General features: G+C 63.0%; 26 protein-coding genes. 8 read left to right on the top strand and 18 right to left on the bottom strand.

The features are described 5' to 3' along the window. Window positions 1-26: 26 nt before the first annotated feature. Window positions 27-1,166 carry an ornithine/lysine decarboxylase gene (odc2, locus tag IB272_RS25955; protein ID WP_218686560.1) on the bottom strand — a complete coding sequence of 380 codons (1,140 nt, stop codon included), beginning with the start codon at window positions 1,164-1,166 and terminating at the stop codon, window positions 27-29. 695 nt (window positions 1,167-1,861) lie between these two features. On the opposite strand from odc2, the gene IB272_RS25950 reads away from it, so the two are divergent. From IB272_RS25950 to IB272_RS25940, 3 genes are all read left to right on the top strand, one after another. Then, entirely contained in the window at window positions 1,862-2,755 is an 894-nt protein-coding gene (locus tag IB272_RS25950; protein ID WP_060517532.1) for a LysR family transcriptional regulator, read from the top strand. 101 nt (window positions 2,756-2,856) lie between these two features. After that, window positions 2,857-3,501 (top strand): DUF1007 family protein, encoded by a 645-nt coding sequence (locus IB272_RS25945; protein WP_192445413.1) that lies wholly within the window; start codon window positions 2,857-2,859, stop codon window positions 3,499-3,501. Next, window positions 3,495-4,547, top strand: a complete 1,053-nt coding sequence (locus tag IB272_RS25940) for a nickel/cobalt transporter (protein ID WP_113135911.1) — start codon at window positions 3,495-3,497, stop codon at window positions 4,545-4,547. Before IB272_RS25945 ends, IB272_RS25940 begins: the two co-directional genes overlap by 7 nt. Before the next feature lie 22 nt (window positions 4,548-4,569). Here the strand turns inward: IB272_RS25940 and IB272_RS25935 are convergent, their stop codons facing one another. From IB272_RS25935 to IB272_RS25920, 4 genes are all read right to left on the bottom strand, one after another. Continuing rightward, window positions 4,570-4,776: a hypothetical protein gene (locus IB272_RS25935; RefSeq protein WP_034786975.1), complete on the bottom strand. Its 207-nt coding sequence runs from the start codon at window positions 4,774-4,776 to the stop codon at window positions 4,570-4,572. Window positions 4,777-4,818: 42 nt separating this feature from the next. Further along, window positions 4,819-5,514 (bottom strand): GNAT family protein, encoded by a 696-nt coding sequence (locus IB272_RS25930; protein ID WP_060517647.1) that lies wholly within the window; start codon window positions 5,512-5,514, stop codon window positions 4,819-4,821. A 120-nt stretch (window positions 5,515-5,634) separates the two neighbouring features. Next, window positions 5,635-6,348 (bottom strand): tellurite resistance TerB family protein, encoded by a 714-nt coding sequence (locus IB272_RS25925; protein WP_034786977.1) that lies wholly within the window; start codon window positions 6,346-6,348, stop codon window positions 5,635-5,637. 206 nt (window positions 6,349-6,554) lie between these two features. Further along, a complete protein-coding gene (locus IB272_RS25920) occupies window positions 6,555-7,193 on the bottom strand; it encodes a 2-dehydro-3-deoxy-phosphogluconate aldolase (protein ID WP_034786978.1) in 639 nt (212 codons plus the stop codon). 201 nt (window positions 7,194-7,394) lie between these two features. On the opposite strand from IB272_RS25920, the gene IB272_RS25915 reads away from it, so the two are divergent. The 3 genes from IB272_RS25915 (at window position 7,395) to IB272_RS25905 (ending at window position 9,839) form a co-directional block, all read left to right on the top strand. Continuing rightward, on the top strand, window positions 7,395-7,868 hold the full coding sequence (locus tag IB272_RS25915) for a CYTH domain-containing protein (RefSeq protein ID WP_034786982.1): 474 nt from the start codon (window positions 7,395-7,397) through the stop codon (window positions 7,866-7,868). Then, window positions 7,865-8,773: a CHAD domain-containing protein gene (locus IB272_RS25910; protein ID WP_060581263.1), complete on the top strand. Its 909-nt coding sequence runs from the start codon at window positions 7,865-7,867 to the stop codon at window positions 8,771-8,773. Before IB272_RS25915 ends, IB272_RS25910 begins: the two co-directional genes overlap by 4 nt. A gap of 109 nt (window positions 8,774-8,882) precedes the next feature. Beyond that, window positions 8,883-9,839 (top strand): rhodanese-related sulfurtransferase, encoded by a 957-nt coding sequence (locus IB272_RS25905; RefSeq protein ID WP_060581262.1) that lies wholly within the window; start codon window positions 8,883-8,885, stop codon window positions 9,837-9,839. 3 nt (window positions 9,840-9,842) lie between these two features. Here IB272_RS25905 and IB272_RS25900 read toward each other — a convergent pair whose 3' ends face one another. The 5 genes from IB272_RS25900 to IB272_RS25880 all read right to left on the bottom strand — a co-directional run bounded on the left by IB272_RS25900 (window position 9,843) and on the right by IB272_RS25880 (window position 13,501). After that, a complete protein-coding gene (locus IB272_RS25900) occupies window positions 9,843-10,313 on the bottom strand; it encodes a hypothetical protein (protein ID WP_060517522.1) in 471 nt (156 codons plus the stop codon). Window positions 10,314-10,429: 116 nt separating this feature from the next. Next, window positions 10,430-10,837, bottom strand: a complete 408-nt coding sequence (locus tag IB272_RS25895; protein WP_063893522.1) for a GFA family protein — start codon at window positions 10,835-10,837, stop codon at window positions 10,430-10,432. Window positions 10,838-10,950: 113 nt separating this feature from the next. After that, a complete protein-coding gene (locus IB272_RS25890; protein WP_034786995.1) occupies window positions 10,951-11,727 on the bottom strand; it encodes a MetQ/NlpA family ABC transporter substrate-binding protein in 777 nt (258 codons plus the stop codon). Between the two features lie 36 nt (window positions 11,728-11,763). Continuing rightward, window positions 11,764-12,429, bottom strand: coding sequence for a methionine ABC transporter permease (locus IB272_RS25885; RefSeq protein ID WP_034786999.1), 666 nt, complete (start codon window positions 12,427-12,429; stop codon window positions 11,764-11,766). Further along, window positions 12,419-13,501 carry a methionine ABC transporter ATP-binding protein gene (locus IB272_RS25880; protein WP_034787001.1) on the bottom strand — a complete coding sequence of 361 codons (1,083 nt, stop codon included), beginning with the start codon at window positions 13,499-13,501 and terminating at the stop codon, window positions 12,419-12,421. Before IB272_RS25880 ends, IB272_RS25885 begins: the two co-directional genes overlap by 11 nt. 414 nt (window positions 13,502-13,915) lie before the next feature. Here IB272_RS25880 and IB272_RS25875 point away from each other — a divergent pair, with 414 nt between their 5' ends. Next, the gene (locus tag IB272_RS25875) at window positions 13,916-14,788 is read left to right on the top strand and encodes an NAD(P)-dependent oxidoreductase (protein WP_034787004.1); all 873 of its coding nucleotides are present in this window, start codon (window positions 13,916-13,918) and stop codon (window positions 14,786-14,788) included. Between the two features lie 54 nt (window positions 14,789-14,842). Here the strand turns inward: IB272_RS25875 and IB272_RS25870 are convergent, their stop codons facing one another. From IB272_RS25870 to xylA, 4 genes are all read right to left on the bottom strand, one after another. Beyond that, window positions 14,843-16,210: a GH1 family beta-glucosidase gene (locus IB272_RS25870; RefSeq protein ID WP_060581261.1), complete on the bottom strand. Its 1,368-nt coding sequence runs from the start codon at window positions 16,208-16,210 to the stop codon at window positions 14,843-14,845. A 146-nt stretch (window positions 16,211-16,356) separates the two neighbouring features. Then, window positions 16,357-17,538, bottom strand: a complete 1,182-nt coding sequence (locus IB272_RS25865; protein WP_060517518.1) for a Gfo/Idh/MocA family oxidoreductase — start codon at window positions 17,536-17,538, stop codon at window positions 16,357-16,359. Between the two features lie 260 nt (window positions 17,539-17,798). Beyond that, a complete protein-coding gene (locus tag IB272_RS25860) occupies window positions 17,799-18,851 on the bottom strand; it encodes a sugar phosphate isomerase/epimerase (RefSeq protein WP_060581260.1) in 1,053 nt (350 codons plus the stop codon). 326 nt (window positions 18,852-19,177) lie between these two features. Beyond that, window positions 19,178-20,488: a xylose isomerase gene (gene xylA / locus IB272_RS25855; RefSeq protein WP_060581259.1), complete on the bottom strand. Its 1,311-nt coding sequence runs from the start codon at window positions 20,486-20,488 to the stop codon at window positions 19,178-19,180. Between the two features lie 142 nt (window positions 20,489-20,630). Between xylA and IB272_RS25850 the strand changes: the two genes are divergently transcribed. Next, window positions 20,631-20,993 carry a nuclear transport factor 2 family protein gene (locus tag IB272_RS25850; protein ID WP_060581313.1) on the top strand — a complete coding sequence of 121 codons (363 nt, stop codon included), beginning with the start codon at window positions 20,631-20,633 and terminating at the stop codon, window positions 20,991-20,993. Window positions 20,994-21,028: 35 nt separating this feature from the next. Here IB272_RS25850 and xylB read toward each other — a convergent pair whose 3' ends face one another. From xylB to IB272_RS25830, 4 genes are all read right to left on the bottom strand, one after another. Then, window positions 21,029-22,483 carry a xylulokinase gene (gene xylB, locus IB272_RS25845; RefSeq protein ID WP_060581312.1) on the bottom strand — a complete coding sequence of 485 codons (1,455 nt, stop codon included), beginning with the start codon at window positions 22,481-22,483 and terminating at the stop codon, window positions 21,029-21,031. A 50-nt stretch (window positions 22,484-22,533) separates the two neighbouring features. Then, window positions 22,534-23,571, bottom strand: a complete 1,038-nt coding sequence (locus IB272_RS25840) for a LacI family DNA-binding transcriptional regulator (RefSeq protein WP_034787022.1) — start codon at window positions 23,569-23,571, stop codon at window positions 22,534-22,536. A 144-nt stretch (window positions 23,572-23,715) separates the two neighbouring features. Further along, window positions 23,716-24,831 (bottom strand): metallophosphoesterase, encoded by a 1,116-nt coding sequence (locus IB272_RS25835; protein WP_060581258.1) that lies wholly within the window; start codon window positions 24,829-24,831, stop codon window positions 23,716-23,718. An 89-nt stretch (window positions 24,832-24,920) separates the two neighbouring features. Next, entirely contained in the window at window positions 24,921-26,510 is a 1,590-nt protein-coding gene (locus IB272_RS25830; protein ID WP_089044924.1) for a DHA2 family efflux MFS transporter permease subunit, read from the bottom strand. Window positions 26,511-26,581 lie beyond the last annotated feature (71 nt).

The following is a 26,581-nucleotide window of genomic DNA, read 5'->3' as shown; positions in this document are numbered from 1 at the left end:
CCGCCCGAGGACGGGAGCAGGCCGGATCAGATCACATAGGCCTTCAGCGGCTCGAAGCCGTTGAAGGCGACGGCCGAGTAGGTCGTCGTATAGGCGCCGGTACCTTCGATCAGAACCTCGTCGCCGATCGAAAGGGTGATCGGCAGCGGATACATGTTCTTCTCATAGAGCACGTCGGCCGAATCGCAGGTCGGGCCGGCGAGCACGCAAGGCTCCATTTCGTCGCCATCGCGCGCCGTACGGATCGGGTAGCGGATCGCTTCGTCCATGGTTTCGGCGAGTCCGCCGAACTTGCCGATGTCGAGGAACACCCAGCGATGGGCGTCGTTGTCCGACTTCTTCGAGACGAGAACGACTTCCGCCTTGATCACGCCGGCGTTGCCGACCATGCCGCGACCGGGCTCGATGATCGTTTCCGGGATGTGGTTGCCGAAGTGCTTCTTCAGCGCGCCGAAGATCGCCTGGCCATAGGCTTCCGCCGTCGGCACGTCCTTCAGGTACTTCGTCGGGAAGCCACCGCCCATGTTGACCATCTTGAGCTCGATGCCCTGCTTGGCCAGTTGCACGAAGACGCGCTTGGCATCGGCAAGGGCCTGATCCCAGGCATCCAGCTTCGTCATCTGCGAACCGACATGGAACGAGACGCCGTAGGAAACGAGGCCATGCTGGTGGGCGTAGACGAGCACGTCGACGGCCATCTGCGGGACGCAGCCGAACTTGCGCGACAGCGGCCATTCGGCGCCTTCACCATCGGTCAGGACGCGGCAGAACACGCGAGCGCCGGGGGCTGCGCGGGCAACCTTCTCCACTTCCTCGTGGCTGTCGACCGCGAACAGGTTGACCCCAAGCGCGTGGGCGCGGGCAATGTCGCGCTCCTTCTTGATGGTGTTGCCATAGGAGACGCGGCTCGCGGTCGCACCGGCGTCGAGTGCCATTTCGATTTCGGCGACGGACGCGCAATCGAAGGAGGAGCCCATGCCGGCGAGCAGGCGCAGGATTTCCGGCGCCGGGTTTGCCTTGACCGCATAATAGATCGAGCTGTCCGGCATCGCATGGCGGAAAGCCTTGAAATTGTTGCGCACGACGTCGAGGTCGACAACAAGGCACGGGCCTTCCGGTCGTCGGGTGTTGATGAAGTCGATGATGCGAGCCGTGGTCATGGCCATATTCCCCTGATCCAAGATGCCCCGCTTTCGCGGAGGACAAAGGGCATACGCGCACATGCTCTGGAACCAGCCGGTGGAGACCCCGGAACCATGCATGCGCTCGATGCGCGAACGGTGAATCAAAGCCCGCCTAGGCTTCAATTCGGCTTTGTCTGCCATGGATTGGAGGGAATAACCCAACCGCACTTCCGGCAATGAAGGTGTGCCTCTTCAGTAACCCCGGCTGTTGGAAAGCCGGCAGACACCAGAAAGGCCCGCACCGTCGTTGCTTCAAGATGTCCTCGCATTTCCCGGTTGGCCGGAATAGCGACTGGAGGGGTTAGTTCCAGGTACCTTACCGATACCCTCACCTAATCGAGGGTCGGCGGACACCCACAGGCACGTGCGACTTTGGGCAAGGGCGTAGGTAAGAAAAAAGCCCGTCGTAATCAAGAGTTTTTTCACAACCACGGTTGAATTTTTTTCCAGCCGGGCAAAACTGTCGATGTTCACAAATTTTGAACGCTTGGCGCCAGATCGTCCACAACGCTAAAGCATTGAAAGAAGACTATTATTTATAAGAACCGGCACTGAAGGCAGAACCCGGCGCAATGACGCAAGCGACGGACAATCTGCCGTCTGCATTATCGACGCGGAAAGAGGCCTTCGCCGGCGAATCGGCGAAGCACGATTGAGAGCACGAAAGAAAGATCGCCATGGACACACTCACCCGCATCCGCGCCTTTATCGATGTCGTGGACGCCGAGGGGTTCTCGGCCGCCGCAAGGCGTGTCGGCAAGTCGAAGGCGCTGCTTTCGAAATATGTGCGCGAGCTCGAGGATGAACTCGGTGCGCTGCTCCTCAACCGCACGACACGGCAGTTCTCGCTGACCGAGGCTGGCCACACCTACTATCGCACCGCATCGGAAATCCTGAAGGAGATCGACAATCTCGCCGATCTCGTGCGCGCCAACAACTCCGACCTCAAGGGACGGCTGCGCATCACCGCGCCGCGCACCTTCGTCGATGCCGACATCGGCCAGTCGCTGGTCGATTTCGGCAAGCAGCATCCCGAACTCTCGCTCGAAATCATCTCCGACGACCGTTTCGTCGATCTGGTCGAGGAAGGCTTCGACGTCGCCATCCGCATCACCCGGCTCGAAGATTCGACGCTGATCGCCCGCAAGCTCGACGATTTCCAGGTGCTGATCTGCGCTGCCCCGGAATTCCTGGAAAAATCTGGCCCCATCGCTCACCCGACGGACCTTTCCAAGCTGCCCTGCATTCTCGATACCAATGGCCGCTCCTACTCCAACTGGCGCTTCGTCGAGCCCGATGGTTCGGCCTTCACCGTGCCCGTCAGCGGCCCGATCGAGGTCAACAGCCCGCTTGCAGCCCTCAGAGCCACCGTCTCCGGCCTCGGCGTATCGATCATCCCGGATTTCATCGCCCGCCCGAAAATCGCTACCGGCGAACTCGTCACGCTGTTCGACGATTTCCTCCCCCGCGACCGCGGCATCTATGCGATCTATCCGCATCGCCGCTACCTCCCGGCCAAGGTCAGAACCCTCGTCGACTTCCTGCACGCCTGGTTTCGCAAGCCACGGTGATCGGGCGCCGGCACCTCAAAGTCCCAATTCCGTCCCATTTCCGGTACATTCCCGGAAACGAATCGCGGAGCGATCGCTCCAGCCGAAAGGATTGCCGCCACATGAGAACCAAACGCCTCGTCATGGCCGGCCTTGCCACCCTGGCTGCCCCGTCGCTGGCCTTTGCCCACCCGCACATCTTTGCGGAAGCGCGCCTCGAGGTCGTCTCCGACGACAAGGACGAGATCAGCGAACTCAGGAACGTCTGGCGCTTCGACGAACTGTTCTCCTCCAGCGTGGTGCTCGATTTCGACAAGAACTCGAACGCGACGCTCGATCCGGATGAATTGGCCGAAGTCGGGCAGACGGTGATGGAGTCCCTGTCCGAGTACAATTATTACACGACGATCCTCGACAACGGCAAAACCATCAAGGTCAACAAGCCGGATCACATCACCGTCGACTACAAGGACGGGCAATTGCTGATGATGTTCGCGGTCAAGCCGGCCGAGCCGACGCCGCTCAAGGGCAAGCTCTCCTTCGGCGTCTACGATCCAACGATGTATACGGCCATGGACTTCGCCACCGACGATGACCTGACCGTCGTCGGCGACAAGATCAATGCCTGTGAGCACAAGGTCGTTCGCCCTGATCCCGACGAAGTTCTCGCCGAGAACAAGGACACCTTGACCGACGCCTTCTGGAGCGACCCGACGGGCACCGACATGTCGAAGCTGTTTGCAACCAGGATCGAGATCACATGCTGAACACCCGCGGGATCGCACGTCTGGTCACGGCCGCGCTCCTCGTCACGGCGCTTTCTGCAACGATCGCCGCGGCGCAGTCGCCCCTCGGCATCGGCACGGCCGAGCCCGCGTTCAAGACGACCGGTTTTCTCGGCGGCTTCTTCGCCTGGATCAACATGGAGCAGCAGGGCTTCTACCGGCTGATGACCAATGCGCTGAAGGGGATGCGTGAGAACCCCTGGCAGCTCTGGTCGCTGGTCGGCCTGTCCTTCACCTATGGCGTACTGCATGCCGCCGGCCCCGGCCACGGCAAGGCGGTGATCTCGTCCTACATGATCGCCAACGAGACGGAACTGAAGCGCGGCGTGCTGCTCTCCTTCCTGTCCTCGCTGCTGCAGGGCGTGGTCGCGATCCTCCTGATCGGCGCCGTTTACCTCATCCTGCGCGGTACCTCGATCAGCATGACGAGCGCAACGCGCTGGCTGGAGATCGCAAGTTACGCGCTGATCGCCGCCTTCGGCGGCTGGCTTCTCCTGCGCAAGCTACGGTCGATGCTGCGTCCGGTTGCCTTGGCTTCCGTTGCCGGCGGCGGGCACGTCCAGCTCGCGGACGATCACCATCACGATCATCACGATCATCATCATAGCCACCATCATGATCACCACGGGCACAGCCATGGCCCGGGCGAAGTCTGCTCAAGCTGTGGCCATGCGCATGCGCCCGACCCGTCGATGCTGAAAGGGGATCGTTTTGCGCTCCGCGAAGCTTGGTCAGCGGTCATCGCCGTCGGCCTGCGCCCGTGCTCCGGCGCACTCATCGTGCTGTCCTTCGCACTCCTGAACGGGCTTTACCTCGGCGGCGTGCTTTCGGTCTTCGCCATGTCGATCGGTACGGCGATCACCGTCTCAATCCTCGCGACCATGGCCGTCACCGCCAAGGGCGTTGCGCTGCGCTATGCGGCAAACGGCGCGGCGGCTGCCCGGATCTCGAACGGCATCGAGATCGCCGGCGCTGCCCTGGTTCTGTTGCTGGGATTGGCGCTGCTCGGCGCGGCTCTGCAGAGCTGACGCACGCGGCCTGATCGGGCCGTCAGAGCCCGCGCTTGCGCTGGTAGCGGGCTCGGAGCCAGAAGAGCAGGAAGAAGCCGAGCACGAAGATCACGCCGAAGGCGGCGGCCAGCCAGGGCGAGATATCGCCGAGCTTGAGCATGATCGACGGCAGAACGAAGAAGCCGAGACCGGCGACGACGAGAATGATCGCAGCGGCGATCGCCGGTGACTTTTCCTTGTTCTGCATGACTTCCCTGTTGTTGTCTGCTGCGGCTTAAGCAGCCTGCGCCTATTTCGACGCCTGCCGCTCCAGATCCGAACGTATATCTTCAAGGCGCCGCTTCTGGCGACCGTCTTCATCGAAATTATCAGCTGCAAGCCAAGTTTCGAATGCGGCATTGAGCAGCGGCCATTCGCTGTCGATCATCGAAAACCAGGCCGTATCACGGTTGCCGCCCTTGGATATCATGTGCTGGCGGAAGATGCCCTCGAAGGTAAAACCGAGCCGGGCGGCGGTCTTGCGGCTCGCCATGTTCTCGCTATGGCATTTCCACTCGTAGCGGCGATAGCCGAGATCCTCGAAGGCGTGCTTCGCCATCAGGTAATGCACTTCGGTCGAGAGCGGCGAGCGGGCCATGGCGGCGCCGTGTGCCACGGAGCCGACTTCGACGACGCCGTTGGCGGGATCGGCACGCATGTAATTGGCCATGCCGACGACAATGCCGGTCGCCTTGTCGCGGAAGACCTCTGTAACCCAGCCGGATTTCTCCTGCGCCGCCGTCAGCCAGGCATCGAAAGCGTCGATATCCCTAAAATCCGGCTGCGTGAAGTATTTGAGCAGCGGGTTGATCGCCATACCGCCGAGGCCGTCCCAGAGGTCCTGCAGATGCCGGTCGCGCTCATAGGCCTCGAGCTTGACGAAACGCCCTTCGAGCGCGACGCCCTTCGGCGCCGGGCACCCTTTCCAGTTCTTCAGATCCTGCATCGGCCGCTCCTCCTTCATCCCTGCCCTTCGGCATAGGCCAGAGTGGCGGCCGACACAAATTCAAACTGGTGATGAACCCTGTTCGAACCGGTGATGAAACCATGCCCCCCGAACGGTATCCTACGCGGTGGCCGGCACCTTGGCGGCCGAGACCGTCGCCTCGATGTGATCGACCAGCGCGTCGGGAAGTCCGAGGCGTCCGGCGAGCAGGTCGAGATAGCCGCGCTCCGCACGGGTTTCCGGCTCGATCGTCAGGCGCGACGCGGTGTAGATCTCCACGCGCTCCTCTTCGGTCTTTGCCGCGCCGACGATCGCGTCGATATCGACCGGGTTGGCAAGCTCGCCTTCGAGGAACGCCGCGGCATCGGCCGAAAGGCCCGAGACCGATAGCTTGTCCATGATGTGCTGGCGCTCGGCCTCGTCGATATGGCCGTCGGCACGCGAAGCGGCGATCATTGCGCGCACGAGCGTCAGCGCAAAATCATGGCTGACGGCTTCCGGAGCAGAGGCGAAGCCGGAATCGGCCGGCGGCGGCAGAAGTTCCGGCTCGCCCTTGGCAACCGTTGCGCCGCCCGGCGTATTGCCGGCCTGATAATTCTTGTAGGCTTGGTAGCCGAGACCGGCGATCGCCGCGAGACCGCCAAGCACGGCGGCGTTGCCGGCCAGCTGTCGACCCGACTTGGTGCCGAGCAGAACAGCGGCAATGGCGCCGCTCGCCAGTGGATTGTCCTTGGCAAGCTGCGTCGCCTGGGTCGCGCGATCGCGCACCGTGCCGCCGGCACCGGGCACCTGCGATCCCAGAAACTGATCCAGCAATTTCTTCGCGTCGAACATCGGGTTTCGCTCCTTGTCGGTTCCGGGCGGTTGAAGGCGAGCGCAAGGGTGCGCCGCCCGCGCGCCCGTCGCTGAATGGATTGAGACATAGGAACGTTGCAGGGAAAATACAAATTCGCGCCAGAGGCGAGCGACGCTGTACAGCCAAAGAAAAAGGCCGGGCTCTCCACCCGGCCTTTCAAAAAACGGAAGGCGTTGATTGCCGCTCAGCCCTTGAGCACGAAGGCTTCTGCCGCAAGCTTGGTGATGCCGGCCCAGTCGCCCTTGGCAACCAGTTCCTTCGGCGCAACCCAGGAGCCGCCGACACAAACGACGTTGGGCAGCGTCAGATAGTCGCGCGCATTGGCAAGGGAAATGCCGCCCGTCGGGCAGAAGAGCGTGCCGGCAAGCGGCGAGGACAGCGACTTGAGGTAGGCGGCGCCGCCGGCCTGCTCGGCCGGGAAGAACTTCATGACGTCGTAGCCTTCTTCACGCAGACCCATGACTTCGCTCGCCGTCGCCGCACCTGGCAGCAGCGGCACCTCGTGGTCGTTGGCCACATCGATCAGTTCCTGCGTCGTGCCGGGGCTGACGATGAACTTCGAGCCGGCTTCGACCGCGGCTTCGAACTGGGCGGCGTTGAGGATCGTACCGGCGCCAGCAACAGCGCCTTCGACTTCGTTGGCAACGGCGCGGATCGCTTCGAGTGCGGCCGGCGTGCGCAACGTGATCTCGATCGCCTTCAACCCGCCGGCAACGAGCGCGCGCGCCAGGGGAACGGCGGTCGCCACGTCGTCGATCACCAGCACCGGAACAACCGGCGCCAGTTTGAGGGTTGAAAGAAGCCTGTCGGATTTCGCGCTCATGCCGATCGTCCTTTTTAAAACGATTGAATATGCCCTCCGCATACTCCCCCTGCCACCGGTTGTCGAGACCCAAGGCGGCGGGAGCGCGGCTTTCGCATGTAAGGCAACGGTAATATGCAACTTGCGACAAAGAGATGACTTGAGCCTTTGCGTGAAAGCGATAGGTTGAAGGCCGCGGGCCCTCGAAATGGCGGATTTTCCATGGCGAAGGAAATAGAGCGCAAGTTTCTCGTCGCTTCCGATGGGTGGCGAGAGCGTGCGGACAAGGGCATTGACCTCAGGCAGGCCTATGTCGTGACCATGGACGACCGCTCGCTGCGCGTGCGCATCCACGGCGACAAATGGGCGCGGCTGACCATCAAGATCGGCAAGTCGGCACTGGTCAGAAACGAATACGAGTACGACCTGCCGATGGACGATGCCCGCGAGATGCTGACCCAGGCGGTCGGGATCGTCATCGAGAAGAGGCGCTACCGGGTGCCGCACAAGGGGTTCACCTGGGAAGTCGACGTCTATGGAGGCGCGCTCAAAGGCCTCGTCGTTGCGGAAGTCGAGATGAAGCGCGAAACCGACATGCCGGCGCTGCCCGATTGGGTCGGGCAGGAAATCACGGGCGATCGCCGCTACTCCAACCAGTCCCTCGCCACAGAAGGACTGACGGAACCGCAACCATGACTTACGCCTTCGAACCTGGACGGCCTTTTTCCGAAGACTTCCGCACGATCGCCGCCGAACAGCTCACACAGGCGGTGATGACACTCGAGGATCGGCCTGACGGGGTGCACGAGGCGATCCATGACGCCCGCAAGAATTTCAAGCGCCTGCGCTCGCTGTACCGTCTCGTCGCAGCGGACGTGCCGCTTTTTCAGAAGCATGAGAATGCGCGCATCCGCGACATGGCCCGCAACCTCTCAACCGTTCGGGACGCGGCCGCACTGGTCGAGAACGCCCATTACCTCAAGGCAGCCGCGTGCAACGAGGAGGAAGAACGGGCGCTCACCCATGTCTGCGAGCGGCTGACGACACGCCGGGACCGCATCACGGCAAGCGCGACCGATATCGAGGACCGCGTGGCAGCCACCATCGTGCGCTGCGAGCAGGCACTGCAGGCCCTCAGCCAAGTGACATTCGACGATCGACGCCGCAAGACCGCAGACCGGCTGACGAAGGGATGGCGGCGCACTCTGAGGCGGGCCAAGCGCGCCAGGCAGGCATGCAGCGAGACTTCGGAAGCCCCGGCGTTCCACGAGCTGCGAAAGCGGGCGCAGGACTACCGCATGCATCTCGGCCTGATGCACGCGGTCTGGCCTTCCGCCCTGCAGGCCAAGCGCGCCGAGGCTAAAGCGCTGGTCGACACGCTCGGGCACCTCAACGATCTCGCGGTCATGACCCAGTTGATCAACGAGGATCCGGGGCTTGCCGGTAACAGTCAGGATCAGGCCCACCTCATCGCGGCCGTCATCGACCGACAGGGAAGCTTGCGCAAGCACGCTCTTGATCTCGCCGCCGAGGTCTTCCAGGAGGAACCGGACGACGAAAGCCGAACGATCCGGTTGCTCTGGCTCGACGCCGCGCGCTGATGTTTTGGCGAAATTTCGGCGGGCGGGCCGACTGTCCGCGCCGCGACAGAGTGCCCCTGGCCCCCGCCGCGATTGCGCTTGCGGCGCGAAAGCTGTATTTGCACCGGCCATGACCGACATTTTCACGACCCCGCGCCCTGAGCCCCATGGTGAGACGCATGGCCAGTTTCTGGTGGCCGCGCTCTATCATTTCGCACGCTTCCCGCGTTTCGCCGATTTTCGCGAACCGCTGCAGGCCGTCTGCGACGAAAACGGCGTCAAGGGAACGCTGCTTCTGGCGCATGAAGGCATCAACGGCACGATCGCCGGCACGGATGCCGGCATCGCCGCGGTGCTCTCGTTCCTGCGCGCGCAGCCCGAATTCGGCGCACTGGAGCACAAGGAAAGCCGTGCATCGTCCATGCCGTTCCTGCGCATGAAGGTGCGGTTGAAGAAGGAAATCGTCACCATGGGCGTCGAGGATATCGACCCCAACAAGATCGTCGGCACCTATGTCGATCCGAAGGATTGGAATGCACTGATCTCCGATCCCGAGACGATCGTCATCGATACGCGCAACGACTACGAAACCGCGATCGGCATCTTCAAGGGCGCGGTCGATCCGAACACCAAAACTTTCCGCGAATTTCCCGATTGGGTGCGCAACAACACCGGCCTGCACAACAAGCCGAAGATCGCCATGTACTGCACCGGCGGCATCCGCTGCGAGAAGGCGACCGCCTTCATGAAGGAACAGGGCTTTGATGAGGTGTACCACCTCAAGGGCGGCATCCTGAAATATCTCGAAGAAGTGCCCCAAGAAGAAAGCCTCTGGGAAGGCGCCTGCTTCGTCTTCGACGATCGCGTCTCCGTCACCCATGGCCTCGAGGAAGGCGAGCACACGCTCTGCCACGCCTGCCGCCAGCCGCTGACCAAGGCGGACCTCGCTTCACCGCACCACGAGGACGGCGTCTCCTGCATCCATTGCCACGAGGTCCGCACCGACGAGGACCGCGAACGCTACCGCCAGCGCCAACGGCAGATCGAACTTGCCAAGAAGCGCGGCGAGCGCCACCTCGGTAGCTGACAATCATAGCTTGATGTCGGGTTGTACGATCACCGGGCTTTCGGTTGGAGGAAACTTCAGAAGGATACTACCGATTCGGCGGCGTATCTGGATGACAAGTTCCTGACCAAAGTCGGATGGCGACCGTTCAACCACAACAAACTCTTCCAGCCGGCTGTTGTCAGTCGACCATATTGCCGGGCTTGAGAAGCCGCAGTGAGTGTCACCACAGCTGACCATCAGCGCTCCGCCTTCACCGTCCCTATCCGGACGCAGACTCAGCTCCACACCTTTTTGATCGGTGAAGAGCAGGCAGGTCTTTCCATAATCGCATGCGACTTCAGCGTAAGAAAGAAGCTTACCGCCCAACGAAAATGCGTAGCGAACGTGAAACTTGCCCTCGCCAAGCGGCTCCGCAGCCCCTCTCTCCGTCGGCAGAAACATGGCAAGTGCCACAACAAACAACCGGCCAACACCGCTGTTTCTATATCTCATCTAAGCCTCGAATGGCGACATGGTTGCACCGCAATGAACACGACTCTGAGGCGTATTTGTGAGCACCACAATCTCAAGGGCAGTTTTCCAGAGCAACACAGCACCGACTTCCCCTGTCAGCCCGGCAACGCCTCGCATTCCTCAAGTGCCAACGCACTGCGGTCCCATTCATGGCGGCTGCGGGTGAAAATGGCGTCGGTCGGGCGAAACGCCGAGGGGTCGTCGAGTGTGCCGGCATAGATCGACACACGCGGATCGTCCGGCGGGCCGGAGCCATAAACCTGGCTGCCGCAGGTTTCGCAAAAATAGCGGATCGAAGGATTGCCGTTTTCAGCGCGCGTCTCGTAGCCGCGGCCGGTTCCCGACATCGTCACATCGGCCCGCTCGAAGATCATGTAACAGCAATGACCGGTGCCTGTCGTGCGCTGGCAATCGCGGCAATGGCAGAAACCGGAAAAGAGCGGCTCACGGTTCAGCTCATACCGGATTGCACCGCAGAGACATCCGCCTTTCAAGACGCTCATGGTTCGTCCTCCTCGAAGTGCCAGGAGGATAGCCAAGCAAGCCATGCGGTCAAAGAAAAACCGCGCGCCGCAAGTTGCAGCGCGCGGTCCATGTTTCTCTTTACCAGAGACGCTTACCAGCTCGGGATCAGCGCGCCCTTGAAGGTGTCGTTGATGAAGGCCTTCACCTTTTCGTCGTGGTAGGATTCGACCAGGGTCTTCACCCACGGAGCATCCTTGTCGGCCTTGCGCACGGCAATCACGTTGGCGTAGGGCGACTTCTCGCCTTCGATCGCGATCGCGTCCTTCTTCGGGTGCAGGCCGGCCTCCATCGCGTAGTTGGTGTTGATGACGGCGGCATCGACGTCCTGCAGCGAGCGCGGCAGCTGGGCAGCGTCGAGCTCGGCAAACGTGATGTTCTTCGGGTTCTCGGTGATGTCGGCCGGCGTGACCTTGAGGCCGACCTCTTCCTTGACCTTGATCAGGCCCTTCGACGCCAGAACCAGCAGCGCGCGGCCGCCATTGGTCGGGTCGTTCGGGATGGCGATCGTGGCGCCGTCCTTGAGCTCGTCGAGGCTCTTCACCTTCTGCGAATAGACGCCCATCGGGGTGGTGATGGTGGTGCCGACGCTGACGATGTCGAAACCACGATCGGCGATCTGGTTGTCGAGATAGGGCTGGTGCTGGAACGAGTTGGCGTTGAGGTCGCCGTCAGCCAGAGCCTGGTTCGGGACGACATAGTCGGAGAATTCGAGGATCTCGATATCGAGGCCCTTGGGAGCTGCGATTTCCTTCACCTTCTCCATGATCTGGGCGTGTTCGCCCGGCGTGACGCCGACCTTGATGGTTTCGGCGAGTGCCGTGCCGGCGGAAAGAGCGGCAATCGCTGCCGCGATGATAAGCTTCTTCATGGTCGTCTCCTTGTTCACGTTCAGTCTTGGGAGGAATCAGGTCTTGCGGTTTTTCTTGTCGAAACGCCGCGCCAGCCCGTCGCCGGCGCTCTGGACGAGCTGCACCAGCACGATCAGCACGATGACGACGACGAGCATCACGTCGGGCATGAAGCGCTGGTAGCCGTAGCGGATGCCGAGGTCGCCGAGCCCGCCGCCGCCGACGGCACCGACCATCGCCGAATAGCCGATGAGGCTGACGGCGGTCATGGTGAGCGCCAGGGTCAGCGCGGGCCGCGCTTCGGCGAGCAGCACCTTGAAGACGATCTGCATCGGGGTCGCGCCCATGGCGCGCGCCGCCTCGATCAGGCCCTTGTCGATCTCGCGGATCGCCGCTTCCACCAGGCGTGCGACAAAGGGAATGGTGGCAATCGTCAAGGGCACAATCGCAGCCTTCGTACCGATGGAGGTGCCGGTGAGCAGTCGGGTAAACGGAATGATGGCGACGACGAGGATGATGAACGGCGTCGAGCGCGTGGCGTTGACGATCAGCCCGATGATGCGGTTGAGCGTCGGCGCCGGGAAGAGTTCACCTTTGCCGCTGGTGGCGAGGAAGATGCCGATTGGCCCGCCGATCAGCGAGCCGATCAGGCCGGCGATGGCGACCATGTAAATCGTGTCGACCGTGGCCCCGCCGATGCGCAGGAGAATATCAGGCGACATAACCGAGCACCTCCGTGACCAGACCGTTTTCGACAAAGAAGCGTTCGGCGCGGCCGGACGTCTCGGCATCCGCGCCATAGGCGACGACCAGCGAGCCATAGGGCGCGCCGCCGATCTCGTCGATCGTGCCGGCGATGATGTTGACCTCGGCGCCGACAGACTTGATCAGCTGCGAGATCAGCGGCTTCTCGGCCGCAGCCCCGAAGAAGGTGAGCCGCACGACGGCGCGATCGCCGGCCGCGGGTGCAGGCTTCAGGGCGCGGGCGACCGCGTCTGGAAGCTTCGAACCCGGCAGCCCCGAGAGCAGCGCCCGCGTCGTCTCGTGCTTCGGATGGGTGAAGACGTCGAAGGTGTGGCCACGCTCGACGATGCGGCCATGATCGATGACGGCGACGTCTGAGGTCACCGCCTTCACCACTTCCATCTCGTGAGTGATGAGCAGCACCGTCAGGCCGAGATCGGCATTGATGCGCTTCAAAAGCTCCAGGATCGACTGGGTCGTTTCCGGATCGAGCGCCGAGGTCGCCTCGTCGGAGAGCAGGAGCTTCGGCTCGGTCGCAAGCGCCCGGGCGATGCCGATGCGCTGTTTCTGGCCGCCTGAAAGTTCGGCCGGATAGCGCCCGTGCTTATCGGCGAGACCGACGAGATCGAGCAGCGGCCGAACGCGCTGTTCGATCGCGCGCTTGTCCATGCCGGATATTTCGAGCGGCAGCGCGACGTTTCCGAACACGGTGCGCGAGGACAGCAGGTTGAAGTGCTGGAAGATCATGCCGACGGAGCGGCGAAGGCTGCGCAGCGCCGCCTCGTCGAGCCCGCCGACATCGACGCCGTCAACCAGCACCTTGCCGCCCGTCGGCTTTTCGAGCCCGTTGACCAGTCGGATCAGCGTCGACTTGCCAGCGCCGGAGCGGCCGATGATGCCGGTGATCGAACCACGGTCGACGGTCAGCGAGACCTTGTCGAGCGCAGTGAAGGCGCCGCTGGTGCCGGACGCGGGGAAATGCTTGGAAACGCCGTCGAAGACGACGGCCGCGTCAGCCGATGGCGCGGCGTTTTGGGCGGAAACGCTCATCGTTCGGAATTCCCCGAATGAGGCGCAGTCGGAATGTGCGGGTACATAAGTGCTCTCGGATGTTCAAAACTCATGATCCCGGGCCTGGCCGGGATGGAACGCGCGTCTGGTCAGGCCGACATTCGACAACGCATTCGGAACAGGGAGCACTTCTCTAACATCAAGCAACCAGTCAGTTCAACTTTGCTGCCGCATGGCCCGCATGCGACATAATCTACGGGTCTTATGGAGAATTGCCACGCCCTTTCACAGGCATGATTTTTCCGAATTTGCCAAGCAACGGCAAAACCATGCTCTTTTGCTTCGCAACGCGCCGTCATCCCGCAAATCGCCATCTTGGAAATCCTTGCTCGGGCGGACTGTGTCCGACCGCATTTCATGCTAACGGGCAGGAACAGGATTATGAGGTGAGAAATGCGCATCGTCTTGACCGGAAGTTCCGGCCGCATCGGCAGAGCGATCTACAACGCGCTCGCCGCCGCCGACCATGACGTCATCGGCATCGATCGCGCGCCCTTCGGCACGACGGCCGTCGTCGGCGATCTCGTCGATGGCGAACTGCTGGAGCGCGCGATGGAAGGGACGGACGCCGTCATCCATACGGCGGCCCTGCACGCGCCACATGTAGACGCCGTCGCCGACCAGGAGTTCGAGCGCGTCAATGTGATGGGCACCCATCTGGTGATTGCCGCAGCCCAGGCCGCCGGCGTCGGCCGCATCGTCTTTACCAGCACGACGGCACTTTATGGTCACGCGGTCACGGAAGGCGGCTGCGCCTGGATCACCGAGGAGACGCCGCCGAAGCCGCACACCATCTACCACCACACCAAGCTTGCGGCCGAAGCTCTGCTCGAAAACGCGGCGGATCGTGCTTTGCATGTGCGGGTGCTGCGCATGTCGCGCTGTTTCCCGGAGGTCGCCGATCGTATCGCAAGCTACCGCCTGCACCGCGGCATCGATGCGCGCGACGTGGCTGCCGCGCATGTGGCAGCACTCGACAATGGCGGCCCGGCTTTTCAGCGCTACATCATCTCGGGCGAAACGCCGTTCCTTCCAACGGATTGCCGCCGGCTGGCGGAGGATGCCGCAGGGCTCCTGCGTGAGCGTGCGCCAAAACTGTCGCAGGCCTTTGCCGATCGCGACTGGCCGCTGCCCGCGACCATCGACCGGGTGTATGACCCGAGTGCTGCGATCGAAAAGCTCGACTGGAAGCCGCGCTACGGTTTCAAGGAAGTGCTGGCCCAGCTCGACCGGCAGAGCCTGGAAGTCCTGCCGGTCCGGCGGTGAATTGACCGAGCCGCACGGAAGCGTTGCGAGCGGGTGAGCCCGCCCGCTTGAGCGTCAGATGTGGTTGCCCTTCGGGAACTGTTCGGCCAGAGCCTGGTACCACTCACCGCTCTTCTTGATGGTGCGGACCTGCGTGTCGTAGTCGACATGGACGATGCCGAAACGCATCTTGTAACCTTCGGCCCATTCGAAATTGTCCATCAGGCTCCAGGCGAAATAGCCGCGCATCGGATAACCCTCGGCGATCAGATCCGCCGTCACCGACAAGTGGTCGGCGATATAGTCGAGCCGCGGCTGGTCGTCGACAATGCCGTTCTCGACACCCATGTTGTAGCAGGCGCCGTTCTCGGTGATGTAGCAGTCGGGCAGCTGGTAGGTCGCGTTCAGCGTCTTGACCAGGCTGCCGAGCGCCGGAGCGTAAACCTCCCAACCGATATCCGTCTTTGTCTGGCTCACCGGCTTGGCATTGATGGTTGCCGGATATTCTGCGCCCTTGGCCGGATCGGCACTGACCCGCATCGGCGTGTAGTAGTTGAGCCCCCACCAGTCGAGCGGCCGGGAGATCGTCTCCATGTCGCCGTCTTCGATCGCCGGCATGCGATGGCCGAGCGCGCTCATGAAGCTTTCGGGGTACTCCCCCTTAAAGATCGGACCGAAGAAGACGCCATTGTGGAAGTCGAAGGCGCGATCGGCGGCTTTCCTGTCGGCCGCGCTGTCGCTACCCGGGTAGACCGAATGCGCATTGATGACGATGCCCGTAGGCAAGCTCGGCCGCTCGGAGCGGATGGCGTCGACGCCGAGCCCGTGCGCCAGATTGGTAAAGTGCAGCGCATGCAGGGCTGCGTCCATGTTGCGCTCGCCCGGCGCATGGATGCCATAGAGGTGGCTGAGCCACACCGAGCACCAGGGCTCGTTGAAGGTCGCGACCGCGTCGAGCCGGTCGCCGAGGCGGGCGATCACGGTCTTGGCGTAGCGCTGGAAGGCATAGGCCGTCGTGCGGGCCGTCCAGCCGCCATCGCCCATCAGTGCCAGCGGCAGATCCCAATGATAAAGCGTGGCGAAGGCCTTGATGTTACGCGCCTTCAGACCGTCGACGAGGCGGTCGTAGAAATCGAGACCCTTTTCGTTGATCGGGCCGGTGCCTTCAGGAATGATCCGCGGCCAGGCAACGGAAAACCGATAGGCATCGACGCCGAGGCTCTTGATCAGGTCCAGATCCTCGTCGAGCCTATTGTAGTGATCGCAGGCGACATCGCCGTTGTGACGCCCGAAGACACGGCCCGGCATGTTCGAAAAGGCATCCCAGATCGACGGCTTGCGCCCGTCAGCTTTGGTCGCGCCTTCGATCTGGAAGGAGGCGGTCGCCACCCCGAATACGAAATCGCCCGGGAAGCGCTCTGCCAGGATCTTGGGATCGGTCATCTCTTTGTCTCGTCTCGTTCCGGCCCCGCTGCCAGCGGGACCTTGGTTTTCGGTTTGTAGCGGGCCGACCTAAATCCATGCCGGCAAATGTCAACTCGCGAAAAAGGGCGGGAAAGCCCCGTCCTTCCGCCGGTATTGGCCTGCGGCTATACCTTTACCCACGCCCCATTTCGTTTGGATGACTGTACGCAGGCGTCGACGAAGACCATGCCCTTCATGCCATCGTCGATGGTCGGGTAAGTGACGGCCGGATCGATCTTCTCGCCCTTGCGCTTGGCAAAGATGGCGCGCGCCGCCTCCGTGTAGATGTTGGCGAAGCCTTCCAGGTAACCTTCCGGATGGCCCGACGGAATACGGCTGACGCGGTTTGCGGCCGCACCCGCCCCGGCGCCGGCGCGGGTGAGCAGGCGCTTCGGCTCACCGAACGGCGTGTACCAGAGATAGTTCGGGTCCTTCTGCGTCCATTCAAGCCCGCCCTTGGTGCCGTAAACGCGCACCATAAGGCCGTTCTCGTGGCCGGGCGCCACCTGGCTGCACCAGAGCAGCCCCTTGGCGCGCTCGCCGTCCTTCGCCTTGAAGCGCATCATCACATGGGCGTTGTCGTCGAGCTGGCGGCCGCCAACGAAGCTGTCGAGATCGGCAGCGAGTTCTTCGAGTTCGAGACCCGATACGAAGGCGCCGAGATTATAGGCGTGCGTGCCGATATCACCCGTCGAGCCGCCAGCGCCCGAGCGCGCCGGATCGGTGCGCCAGGCCGCCTGCTTCTGGCCCGACTGCTCGATGTTTTCGGTGAGCCAGTCCTGCGGGTACTCCATCTGCACCAGCCGCACCGCACCGATCTCGCCATTGGCGACCATCTCGCGCGCCTGCCGTACCATCGGATAGCCGGTGTAATTGTGCGTCAGCACGAACAGCGCATCGCTCTCGTCCGCCGCTTTCTTCAGCTTCTTCGCGTCGCCAAGCGTCGAAGTCAGCGGCTTGTCGCAGATCACGTGGATGCCGCGCTTCAGGAATTCCTTGGCCGCAGCGTAGTGCACATGGTTTGGCGTGACGATCGCCACCGCCTCGATGCCATCCTTCAGCTTCGCTTCGCGGATCGCCATCTGCTTGAAGTCGGAATAGACCCGCGACGGATCGAGCCCGAGCTCTCGGCCTGAGCTTTCCGCCTTTTCCGGCGTCGACGACAGCGCGCCGGCCACCAGCTCATAGTGATCGTCGATACGGGCTGCGATGCGATGCACCGCGCCGATGAATGCGCCGGAGCCGCCGCCCACCATGCCGAGCCGGATGCGACGCTCGCGCTTCTCGCTCGTTCCTTCGATTGCCATGATCTTCTCCCCTGTTCGTTCCGTGTTGTTTGTTCGTTTCCTGGCGCAAGGGATGCCCCTCATTCGCCCGCCGGCACCTTCTCCCCGCACGCGGGGAGAAGGGCTCATGCCGCACCCGCTTGCGAAACCGCAGCAACAGCAGCCACGATAACCCGTGGTCAGCGGCAATCCACGTCCCCTCTCCCCGCCTGCGGGAAGAGGGCCAGTCCTCGGGTTAACCCGAGGAGAGCGGGCAGTCGCACCCTCAGGTCCTACCTGCCTCAGATACCGAGCATGCGCCGGTTGGCCGCCTCGTCCGTGCCAGCCCCGGCAAAGTCGTCGAACGCCTTCTCGGTCACGCGGATGATGTGATGCTTGACGAAATCGGCACCCTCGCGTGCCCCATCCTCTGGATGTTTCAGCGCGCATTCCCACTCGACCACCGCCCAGCCGGCGAAATCGTTGGCGGCCATCTTCGAGAACACCGCACCGAAATCCACCTGGCCGTCGCCGGGCGAGCGGAAGCGGCCGGCGCGGTTGACCCAACCCTGGTAGCCGCCGTAGACGCCCTGGCGCCCGGTCGGGTTGAACTCCGCGTCCTTGACGTGGAACATGCGGATGCGGTCCTTGTAGATGTCGATATTGTCGAGATAGTCGAGGCACTGCAGCACGTAGTGCGAAGGGTCGTAGAGCATGCAGGCGCGGGCATGGTTGCCGGTGCGCTCCAGGAACATCTCGTAGGTGATGCCGTCGTGCAGATCCTCGCCCGGATGGATCTCGTAGCAGACGTCGACGCCACAATCCTCGGCATGGTCGAGGATCGGCTTCCAGCGCTTCGCCAGTTCATCGAAGGCGGTCTCGACGAGACCGGCCGGCCGCTGCGGCCAGGGATAGACGAAAGGCCAGGCGAGCGCGCCGGAGAAGCTTGCCATGGCGTTGAGGCCGAGGTTCTTCGAGGCCATCAGCGCCAGCTTCACCTGTTCCACCGCCCAGGCCTGGCGTGCTTTGGGATTGCCGCGCACCTCGGGTGCTGCAAACCCCTCGAAGGCTTCATCATAGGCCGGATGCACGGCGACGAGCTGACCCTGCAGATGGGTCGAAAGCTCGGTTACCTCGACGCCATTGTCGCGCGCCGTGCCGGCGAACTCGTCGCAATAGGCTTTCGAGGTCGCCGCCTTTTTCAGATCGATCAGCCGCGCGTCCCAGCTCGGCACCTGCACGCCCTTGTAGCCGCAATCGGCCGCCCATTTGGTGATCGCATCCCAGGAATTGAACGGCGCGGCATCGCCGGCGAATTGCGCAAGAAAGAGCCCTGGCCCCTTGATGGTCTTCATGCTGATTTTCCTCCCGATGGAACGGCCGAAATTGGTGTTGGCCTTGTCCTGACAGCCGGCATGAAAGGCGATTGCACGCCTTTGTTTTCTCCCAGAACTGCCGGATCTGAAACGTTGCAGGCGCCGAAGCTAGCAGATTTTCAGCGAGGGGCAACAGCGCACGACCGGATTCCGAAAAGTTTTGTAATCGATTTCATTGCACACGGCATTAGACCAGCCACGGCACGCCCTCGCTGCAGAAATCCGCGACATCAATGATCGCCTCCCGTGCGCGTCGACGAAGAGAAAGGGCGCTTTCGAGGCGCCCTTTCGATATCCATCTCCGCTCAGACGTAGCGGTTGACGACGTTTTCGAGCAGCTCCTGCTTGCCGGACTTCGGCTGCGGGTTGAGGTCCGACTTCAGCACCCAGGCCTCGATCTCTTCCAGCGAGAAGCCGCCGTCGAGCATCTTCTTGGCTTCCGGCACCTGCCAGCCGGCATAGCGGCCTTCGAGCGGTGCGGAGAGCGCGTTGTCCTCGATCATTTTTGCCGCTGCCTTCAGGCCACGCGCGCAGCAATCCATGCCGCCGATATGGCCGATCAGCAGGTCCTCCGGATCGATCGACTGGCGACGCAGCTTGGCGTCGAAGTTCGTGCCGCCGGTCGCAAAGCCGCCGCCGGCAAGAACCTGGTAATAGGCGAGCGCCATTTCCGGCACGTTGTTCGGGAACTGGTCGGTATCCCAGCCGGACTGGTAGTCGTTGCGGTTCATGTCGATCGAGCCGAAGATGCCGAGCGCGTTGGCAAGCGCCAGCTCGTGCTCGAAGGAGTGGCCGGCGAGGATCGCATGGCCCTGCTCGATGTTGACCTTCACCTCGTTTTCCAGGCCGTAGTTCTTCAGGAAGCCGTAGACCGTCGCGACGTCGTAGTCGTACTGGTGCTTGGTCGGTTCCTGCGGCTTCGGCTCGATCAGGATCGCGCCCTTGAAGCCGATCTTGTGCTTGTACTCGACGACGAGGTTGACGAAACGGCCGAGCTGGTCGAGCTCGCGCTTCATGTCGGTATTGAGCAGCGTCTCGTAGCCTTCACGACCGCCCCAGAGCACGTAGTTCTGGCCGCCGAGGCGCTTGGTGGCGTCAAGGCAGGTTTTCACCGTCGCGGCTGCGAACGCGAAGACATCCGGATCCGGATTGGTCGCCGCACCCGACATGTAGCGCCGGTTGGAGAAGAGGTTCGCCGTGCCCCACAGCAGGTTGACACCGGTCTCGGCCTGCTTCTTTTCGAAGTAGTCGACAATCTCGTTGAGGTTCTTCGTGTTCTCGACGAAGCTTTTGCCTTCCGGGCGCACGTCGGCATCGTGGAAGCAATAGAACGGGACGCCGAGCAGGTCGAAGAATTCGAAGGCGACGTCGGCCTTCAGCTTGGCCGCAGCCATGTCGTCCTTGAACCAGGGACGTTCGAAGGTCTGTCCGCCGAAGGGGTCGCCGCCCGGCCAGACGAAGGTGTGCCAGTAGGCAACCGCGAAGCGCAGGTGATCTTCCATGCGCTTGCCGAGCACGACCTCGTCCTTGTTGTAATGGCGGAAGGCGAGCGGGTTGGCGCTATCCGGTCCTTCATATTTGATATTGGCGATATCGCCGAAAAAGCCAGTGCTCACGGGTCTTGCTCCTCTTTCAAGAGTGGTGTCGGCCGGCGTCGCCCATGCGATAGGCGCGGCCATTACGTGGAAGGTAATTGGTTTCATTCCCTCGTCCGGCGATACCGGAAGCATCGAAACGCCAAACGAAAGGAACACTTCGATGCACGACTTCAACGCTATCGCTAGAGCCTACATCGCCGCCTGGAACACGACCGACGCCGCAAGCCGCGCCGGCCTGATCGAGAAGGCCTTCACCGCCGACGTCGCCTATCGCGACCCGATCATGCAGGGCGACGGCCATGCCGGCGTGGATGCGCTCATTGCCGGTGTGCACGGACAGTTCCCCGGCTTCCGCTTCACGCTGAAGGGTGCCGCCGACGGTTACGCCGACACGATCCGCTTTTCCTGGGCACTCGGTCCGGACGGCGTTCCCTCTGTCATCGAAGGCACCGATGTCTGCCAGATCGAAGATGGTCGCCTGAAGACGGTCACCGGTTTCCTCGACAAGGTTCCGGCCGGCTGAGCACGCGGCGGCGGATCGAGACAGGGGGCGCCGTATCACGACACGGCGCCCTTGATCGCCGGATAGAGCCGGCGGTAGCGCTGGTAGCTCGCCTCATAGGCCGAAACCAGCGACGCCTCCGGCGCAATGGTCTCGGCCGTCTGTGGGGCGTAGCAGGTGATAACGGGATCGGCACCGGTCGCGGCGATCAGGCCAAGGCGGGCCGCCCCGAAGGCAGCGCCGAAATCGCCGTCGGCGGGCAGATCGACCGGCAGGTTGAGCGCCGTGGCGATCGATTTGAGCCAGTAGCGCGAGCGCGAACCACCACCGATCGCCGTCACCCGAGAAAGCGTCGTGCCGGCGGCGCGCAAGGCTTCCAGGCTGTCGCGAATGGCGAAGGACACGCCCTCCATCACCGCCTGGGTCAGCACCACCCGGCCGCTCTCATGGCCAAGCCCGACAAAGGCGCCACGGATCGCCGCGTCATTGTGCGGCGTACGCTCGCCCGACAGATAGGGAAGGAAAGTGACGCCCGAAGGCGCCTTCAGATGATCGCCGAGTTCGGCGCTCAGGTCGGCAGCACTGCGGCCGGCGATGCCGGAGTACCAGTTCAACGCATCGGTCGCAGACAGGATCACGCCCATCTGGTGCCAGGTATTCGGCAGCGCGTGGCAGAAAGCGTGCACGGCGCTTTCCGGGTTGGGCAAGTAGCTTGCATTCGCCGCGAAGAGAACACCCGAGGTACCGAGCGAGACGAAGGCATTGCCCTCGCCGACCGTGCCCATGCCACAGGCAGAAGCCGCATTGTCGCCTGCACCGCCGGCAACCACGACGTCACCGGAAATGCCCCAGCGCGCGGCCAGTTCCGAACGCAGCTTCCCGGCCGCATCGGTTCCCTCGACCAGGCTCGGCATCTGCTTTTCGTCCATGTCGGTGGCGGCAAGCAGGCTTTCCGACCACTGCCGCTTGCCGGTATCGAGCCAGGCAGTGCCGGCGCTGTCGGACATTTCCGACATGTGCTCGCCGGTCAGCCACAGGCGCAGATAATCCTTCGGCAGCAGCACCCAGCGCACCTTGGCGAAGATGTCGGGCTCGTTGGCCCGCACCCAGGCAAGCTTCGGTGCGGTGAAGCCGGGGAAGACGATGTTGCCGGTGATGGCGCGGAACTGCGGGTCCGCATCGAGCGCTGCCGCCTCTCGGAAGCTGCGGGTGTCGTTCCAGAGGATGCAGGGCCGAAGCACCCGGTCGTCGGCGTCAAGCAGCGTCGCACCGTGCATCTGGCCGGAAAGGCCGATACCGCGCACCGCCGAAAGCTCCGCCGGGTGTGCCGCCTTCAGCCCGGCAATTGCCTCTTCGGTGGCGCGCACCCAATCGGCCGGGTCCTGTTCCGACCAGCCGGGATGCGGCCGCGAGACGTCGAGCGCGCCGGAGGCGGAACCGACGATGCGCTGGCCGCCATCGATCAACATTGCCTTGACGCCCGAAGTGCCGAGATCCAGTCCGAGATACATGCTTGCCTCCATTGAGCAATTCTTCGAAAGAACTGCGTAAATTCAAAGCGCTACGCCGGATCGACCGGCAGGTTGTCCTTCAGGAAAATTTCGATGCGGATGCGCTCCTGCGCCCCGATCACCGAAAGGCCGTCGGCGCGGGCCTTCAGCACCCGGATGGCGCTGCGCACCTCATGGCCGCCGTCCTGATTGAGGAGAGCGTCGAGCGTGCCGGAAAGAAGTGCCGCGCGGCTGTGCGGCGTCAGTTCATGGGCGATGGCGCAGACAGCCTTTTCGCGACCTGCCTTTTCCAGTGCCGCGATCAGGCCGCGATTGCCGGCGCCGAGACTGTAGATGCCGGCAAGCTCCGGTTGATCGGCGAGAAGGTTGGAGACGAGGCGATCGACCTCGGCCGGATCGTCATGGCCTTCGACGACGGGCAGCAGCCGGCGGCCAGGCGCACTTTCTGCCATGGCCGCGCCAAAACCTTCGAGACGGTCGCGATGGTCGCGAACCAGCATCGAGCCGGCTACGATCGCCACCGGGCCGTTTCGGCCACCGAGGAAACGTCCCATCAGGGTGCCGGCGGTCCGGCCGGCGGCAACGTTGTCGACACCGGCGAAATGATCGCGCGACGATCCCGGCAGGTCGGAAACCAACGTCACGACGGCGACGCCGTCTTCACGCAGCGCATCTACCGCACTGACGACCTCGGGCGCATCGATCGCAACGACCGCGACGCCGGCCGGGTCAAGCGCCCGCGCTTTATGAAGCGCTGCAGCTAACGCTTCCGGGTCGAAGGCCGGCACGGAAAAGACCGTGATCGCCGTGCGCTCGACTGCCGAGCGCGCCTTCGCCGCCTCCACCTCGGCCGCAAGGCCGCGCATGAAGGTGTTGTCGCCCTCCGGCAGGATGAAGACCAGCGGGTAGATCCGGCTCTTGGCGAGGTTGGCGGCGGCGACGTCGCGCACATAGCCGAGCGCTTCGATGGCGCGCTCGACCTTGTCGCGGGTGACACCACGCACGCCCGGCCGGTTGTTCAGAACCCGGTCGACGGTCGCGAGGCTGACCCCGGCTCTAGCAGCGATATCGTGAACTGTCGGGCGCATGTTTTCCTCCGGGTTCTGCCTTTAGAGGAATTTCTGATGTACGTAAATCAAAAATCCGCAAGACGCGGGAAATGAGCGCCGCCCCGCTATCCAGAAACAGGGAATTCGACACCTTAAATATTTGATTCAGATAGAGTTTTCGACCTATGAAAGGAGCTTGCTGAAGGCATCGGTAAAGACAACCTCGCCATGGCTCTGCCCAGCCTCCGCCAGCGCCACGTCCATGAAGCCATCGGTCACGCGCACGAGGGCAAAGCCGCCCATGTAAGCCGCCTTCGGCTTGATGAGATCGAGCCCGCCCTGCCGGTAGATCATTGCGGTTTCGTGCTGATGGCCGTGGAACAGGCCGATGACGTTGCTGCCTTTGACGGTGTCGAGCAGCGCCTGGCGCTGAGGGATGCTCCACCAATGCGGAGCGCCGTCACCTTCGTCGTCGAAAGTCCTGGCCTTCGCATCCCAGACCTCGGTCGAAAAGGCGTCCCAGCCATAGTGCTGGAAGAGGATCACCGGCCGGCCGTCGGCGGCATAGGACGCCAGATCCTGTTTCAGCCAGGGCAGCGCATTGACCGCACCCTTGGTCTCGTCGCCGCCGAAGCGCTGCAACTGCACCAGATGCAGCCCGCCCCAGTCCCAGGAGTAGCAATCCGACAGGGGATCGTAGTTGGTGACCGGCACCGGAGGCTTGTAGAACACCGACTGGCGGTGGTTGAACTCGACATAGTCGCGCAGTTCGCGGCGATACCAGTCGACATGCGGCGGGGGCCCATCCTGGTCGAGGTCGTGGTTGCCGAGGCCGACATAGACGGGCATGTGGACGTGGTCGGGTCCCGCCCCTTCCTGGTAGCGACTTGAGAATTGCTGCAACTGCCGCCCCTCGCGCGGCTGGCGCACCTGGCCGCCGCCGTCATCGGTGAGATCGCCGCCGAGCACCAGGCCGAGCGGCTTGCCGATCTCTCGCCCGGCGCTTGCAAGCCCGCTCGGCTTGCCGGCAACCGTCTCCGGCCAGCGCATGGCGTGCACGGCATTCAGCGCCGCGACGTGGCGCAGCAGATTGGCGTCCGTCTTGCCTTCGGCCGCGCAGTTGGGAGCCAGCCCTTCGATCGAAACGAGGCAGGCATGGATATCGTTGGAAAACAAGAATGTCGCGTCGATGGCCGGGACTGCGGCGCGGCTTCGGGAGGCAGCAAGCGCTGCCCCGAGACCAGCAAGGCCCGCAACGAATGATCGCCTGGATATGCCGTCAGAACCCGATCGCCGCATGCCGCTCCCCCTCTCACACTTGGGACAGAAGTGTGCCGCAAGGCGCGGCTCGCGTAAATCGAGAGTCGCGTCCTGCTTAAGAGGGGGAGCTAGTGACCGCCGCCGCTAGGGCCGACGCCCTCGGGCTTCTTGATCATCATGACGCCGAGGATCAGCGACAGGAACAGCACCGTCAGCAGCATGAAAATGTCGCCGAAGGACAGGATGATCGCCTGCTTCTGCGCCATGCCCGCAAGCTGCTTGATCGCGATCGTCGTGCCGTCGAGACCATGGGCGTTGAAGTTGGCGGCCATGTTGTTGAAGCGTTCCATGGCTTCCGGGTTACCCCACTGGATATGCTCGGCAAGGCGGGCATAGTGGAAGTCCTGGCGCTGGGTCAGGATCGTGTTGATAACCGCAAGCCCCACCGCGCCGCCGAGGTTACGGGTCAGGTTGAACAGGCCCGAGGCGCCGCGCATGCGCGCCGGCGGCATGGTGCCGAGCGCGATGTTGTTGATCGGCACCATGCACAGCATCAGCCCGACGCCGCGCAGGATCTGCGGGATGAACAGCTCGTAGAAGTCCCAGTCGGCCGTCAGGTGCCCCATGATCCAGGTGCCGCTGGCAAAGCTGGTGAAGCCGATCGTCATCAGCACGCGCGGATCGAGCTTACCCGAGAGAATACCCGCAACCGGCGCCGTGAAGAACATGGCGAGGCCCGAGACGAACATGGTCTCGCCGATCATCAGCGAATCGTAGCCGCGGATACGGCCGAGATAGAGCGGATAGAGATAAGTGAGACCATAAAGGCCGATGCCCATGACGAAGGAGAACATCGAGCCGAAGGCGAAGTTTCGGTTGGCAAAGGCCCTGAGGTCGACGACCGGGAACTCCACCTTGAAGGCGCGGTAGAAGAACACGATGGCGGCAATCGCCGAAGCGACGGCACCGATAACAATGTGCTCGTCGTTGAACCAGTCGTTGGTGTTGCCCTCTTCCAGCACGTATTCGAGCGCGCCGAGGAAGATCGCCATCGAGGCGAGACCCCACCAGTCGAACTTCTTGAACAGGCCAAGCTCCGGCTTGTCGAAGTCGATGAAGGTCCAGGTGAGCGTCGCAACGATGATGCCGGGAATGACGTTGACGAGGAACAGCCAGTGCCAGGAGAAGGCGTGGCTAAGATAGCCGCCGACCGTCGGACCGATCGTCGGGGCAAGCGTGGCGATCAGGCCGATGATCGGCGAGACGATGTTGCGCTTCGACGGCGGGAAGATGGTGAAGGCGGCCGCAAAGACCGACGGGATCATGCCGCCGCCGATGAAGCCCTGGATCGCGCGGTAGACGATCATCTGGTCGATGTTCGTCGCGGTCGCCGCAAGCGCGCTTGCCGCGGTGAAGCCCGCCGCCGAAACCGAGAACAGCACACGCGTCGAGACGATGCGCGCCAGCGTGCCCGAGAGCGGGATCATGATGACTTCGGCAATGAGATAGGAGGTCTGCACCCAGCCGATCTCGTCGGAACCGGCCGAAAGGCCGGCCTGGATCTCGGCAAGCGAGGCCGAGACGATCTGGATGTCGAGGATGGCCATGAACATGCCGACGACCATGGCGAAGAAGGCGATCAGCCTCTTCGGGTCCATATGTTCCTCGACCTTCGGTGCGGCGGCCGCCACCGAGCCTGCTGTTGCCGTTGCGGCCATCTCAGCCACTCCTTGCATGGGCGCGCTTGGGCGCCAGCGTTCTGGACATGCGCGTTTCGCCGCGCCGGCGT

The sequence above is a fragment of the Ensifer sp. ENS08 genome (assembly GCF_014852195.1).
In the GTDB taxonomy this organism is placed as follows: Bacteria; Pseudomonadota; Alphaproteobacteria; order Rhizobiales; family Rhizobiaceae; genus Ensifer; species Ensifer adhaerens.
The sequence above is the reverse complement of the archived record's forward strand: the minus strand, read 5'-3'. Positions and strand labels throughout refer to the sequence as shown.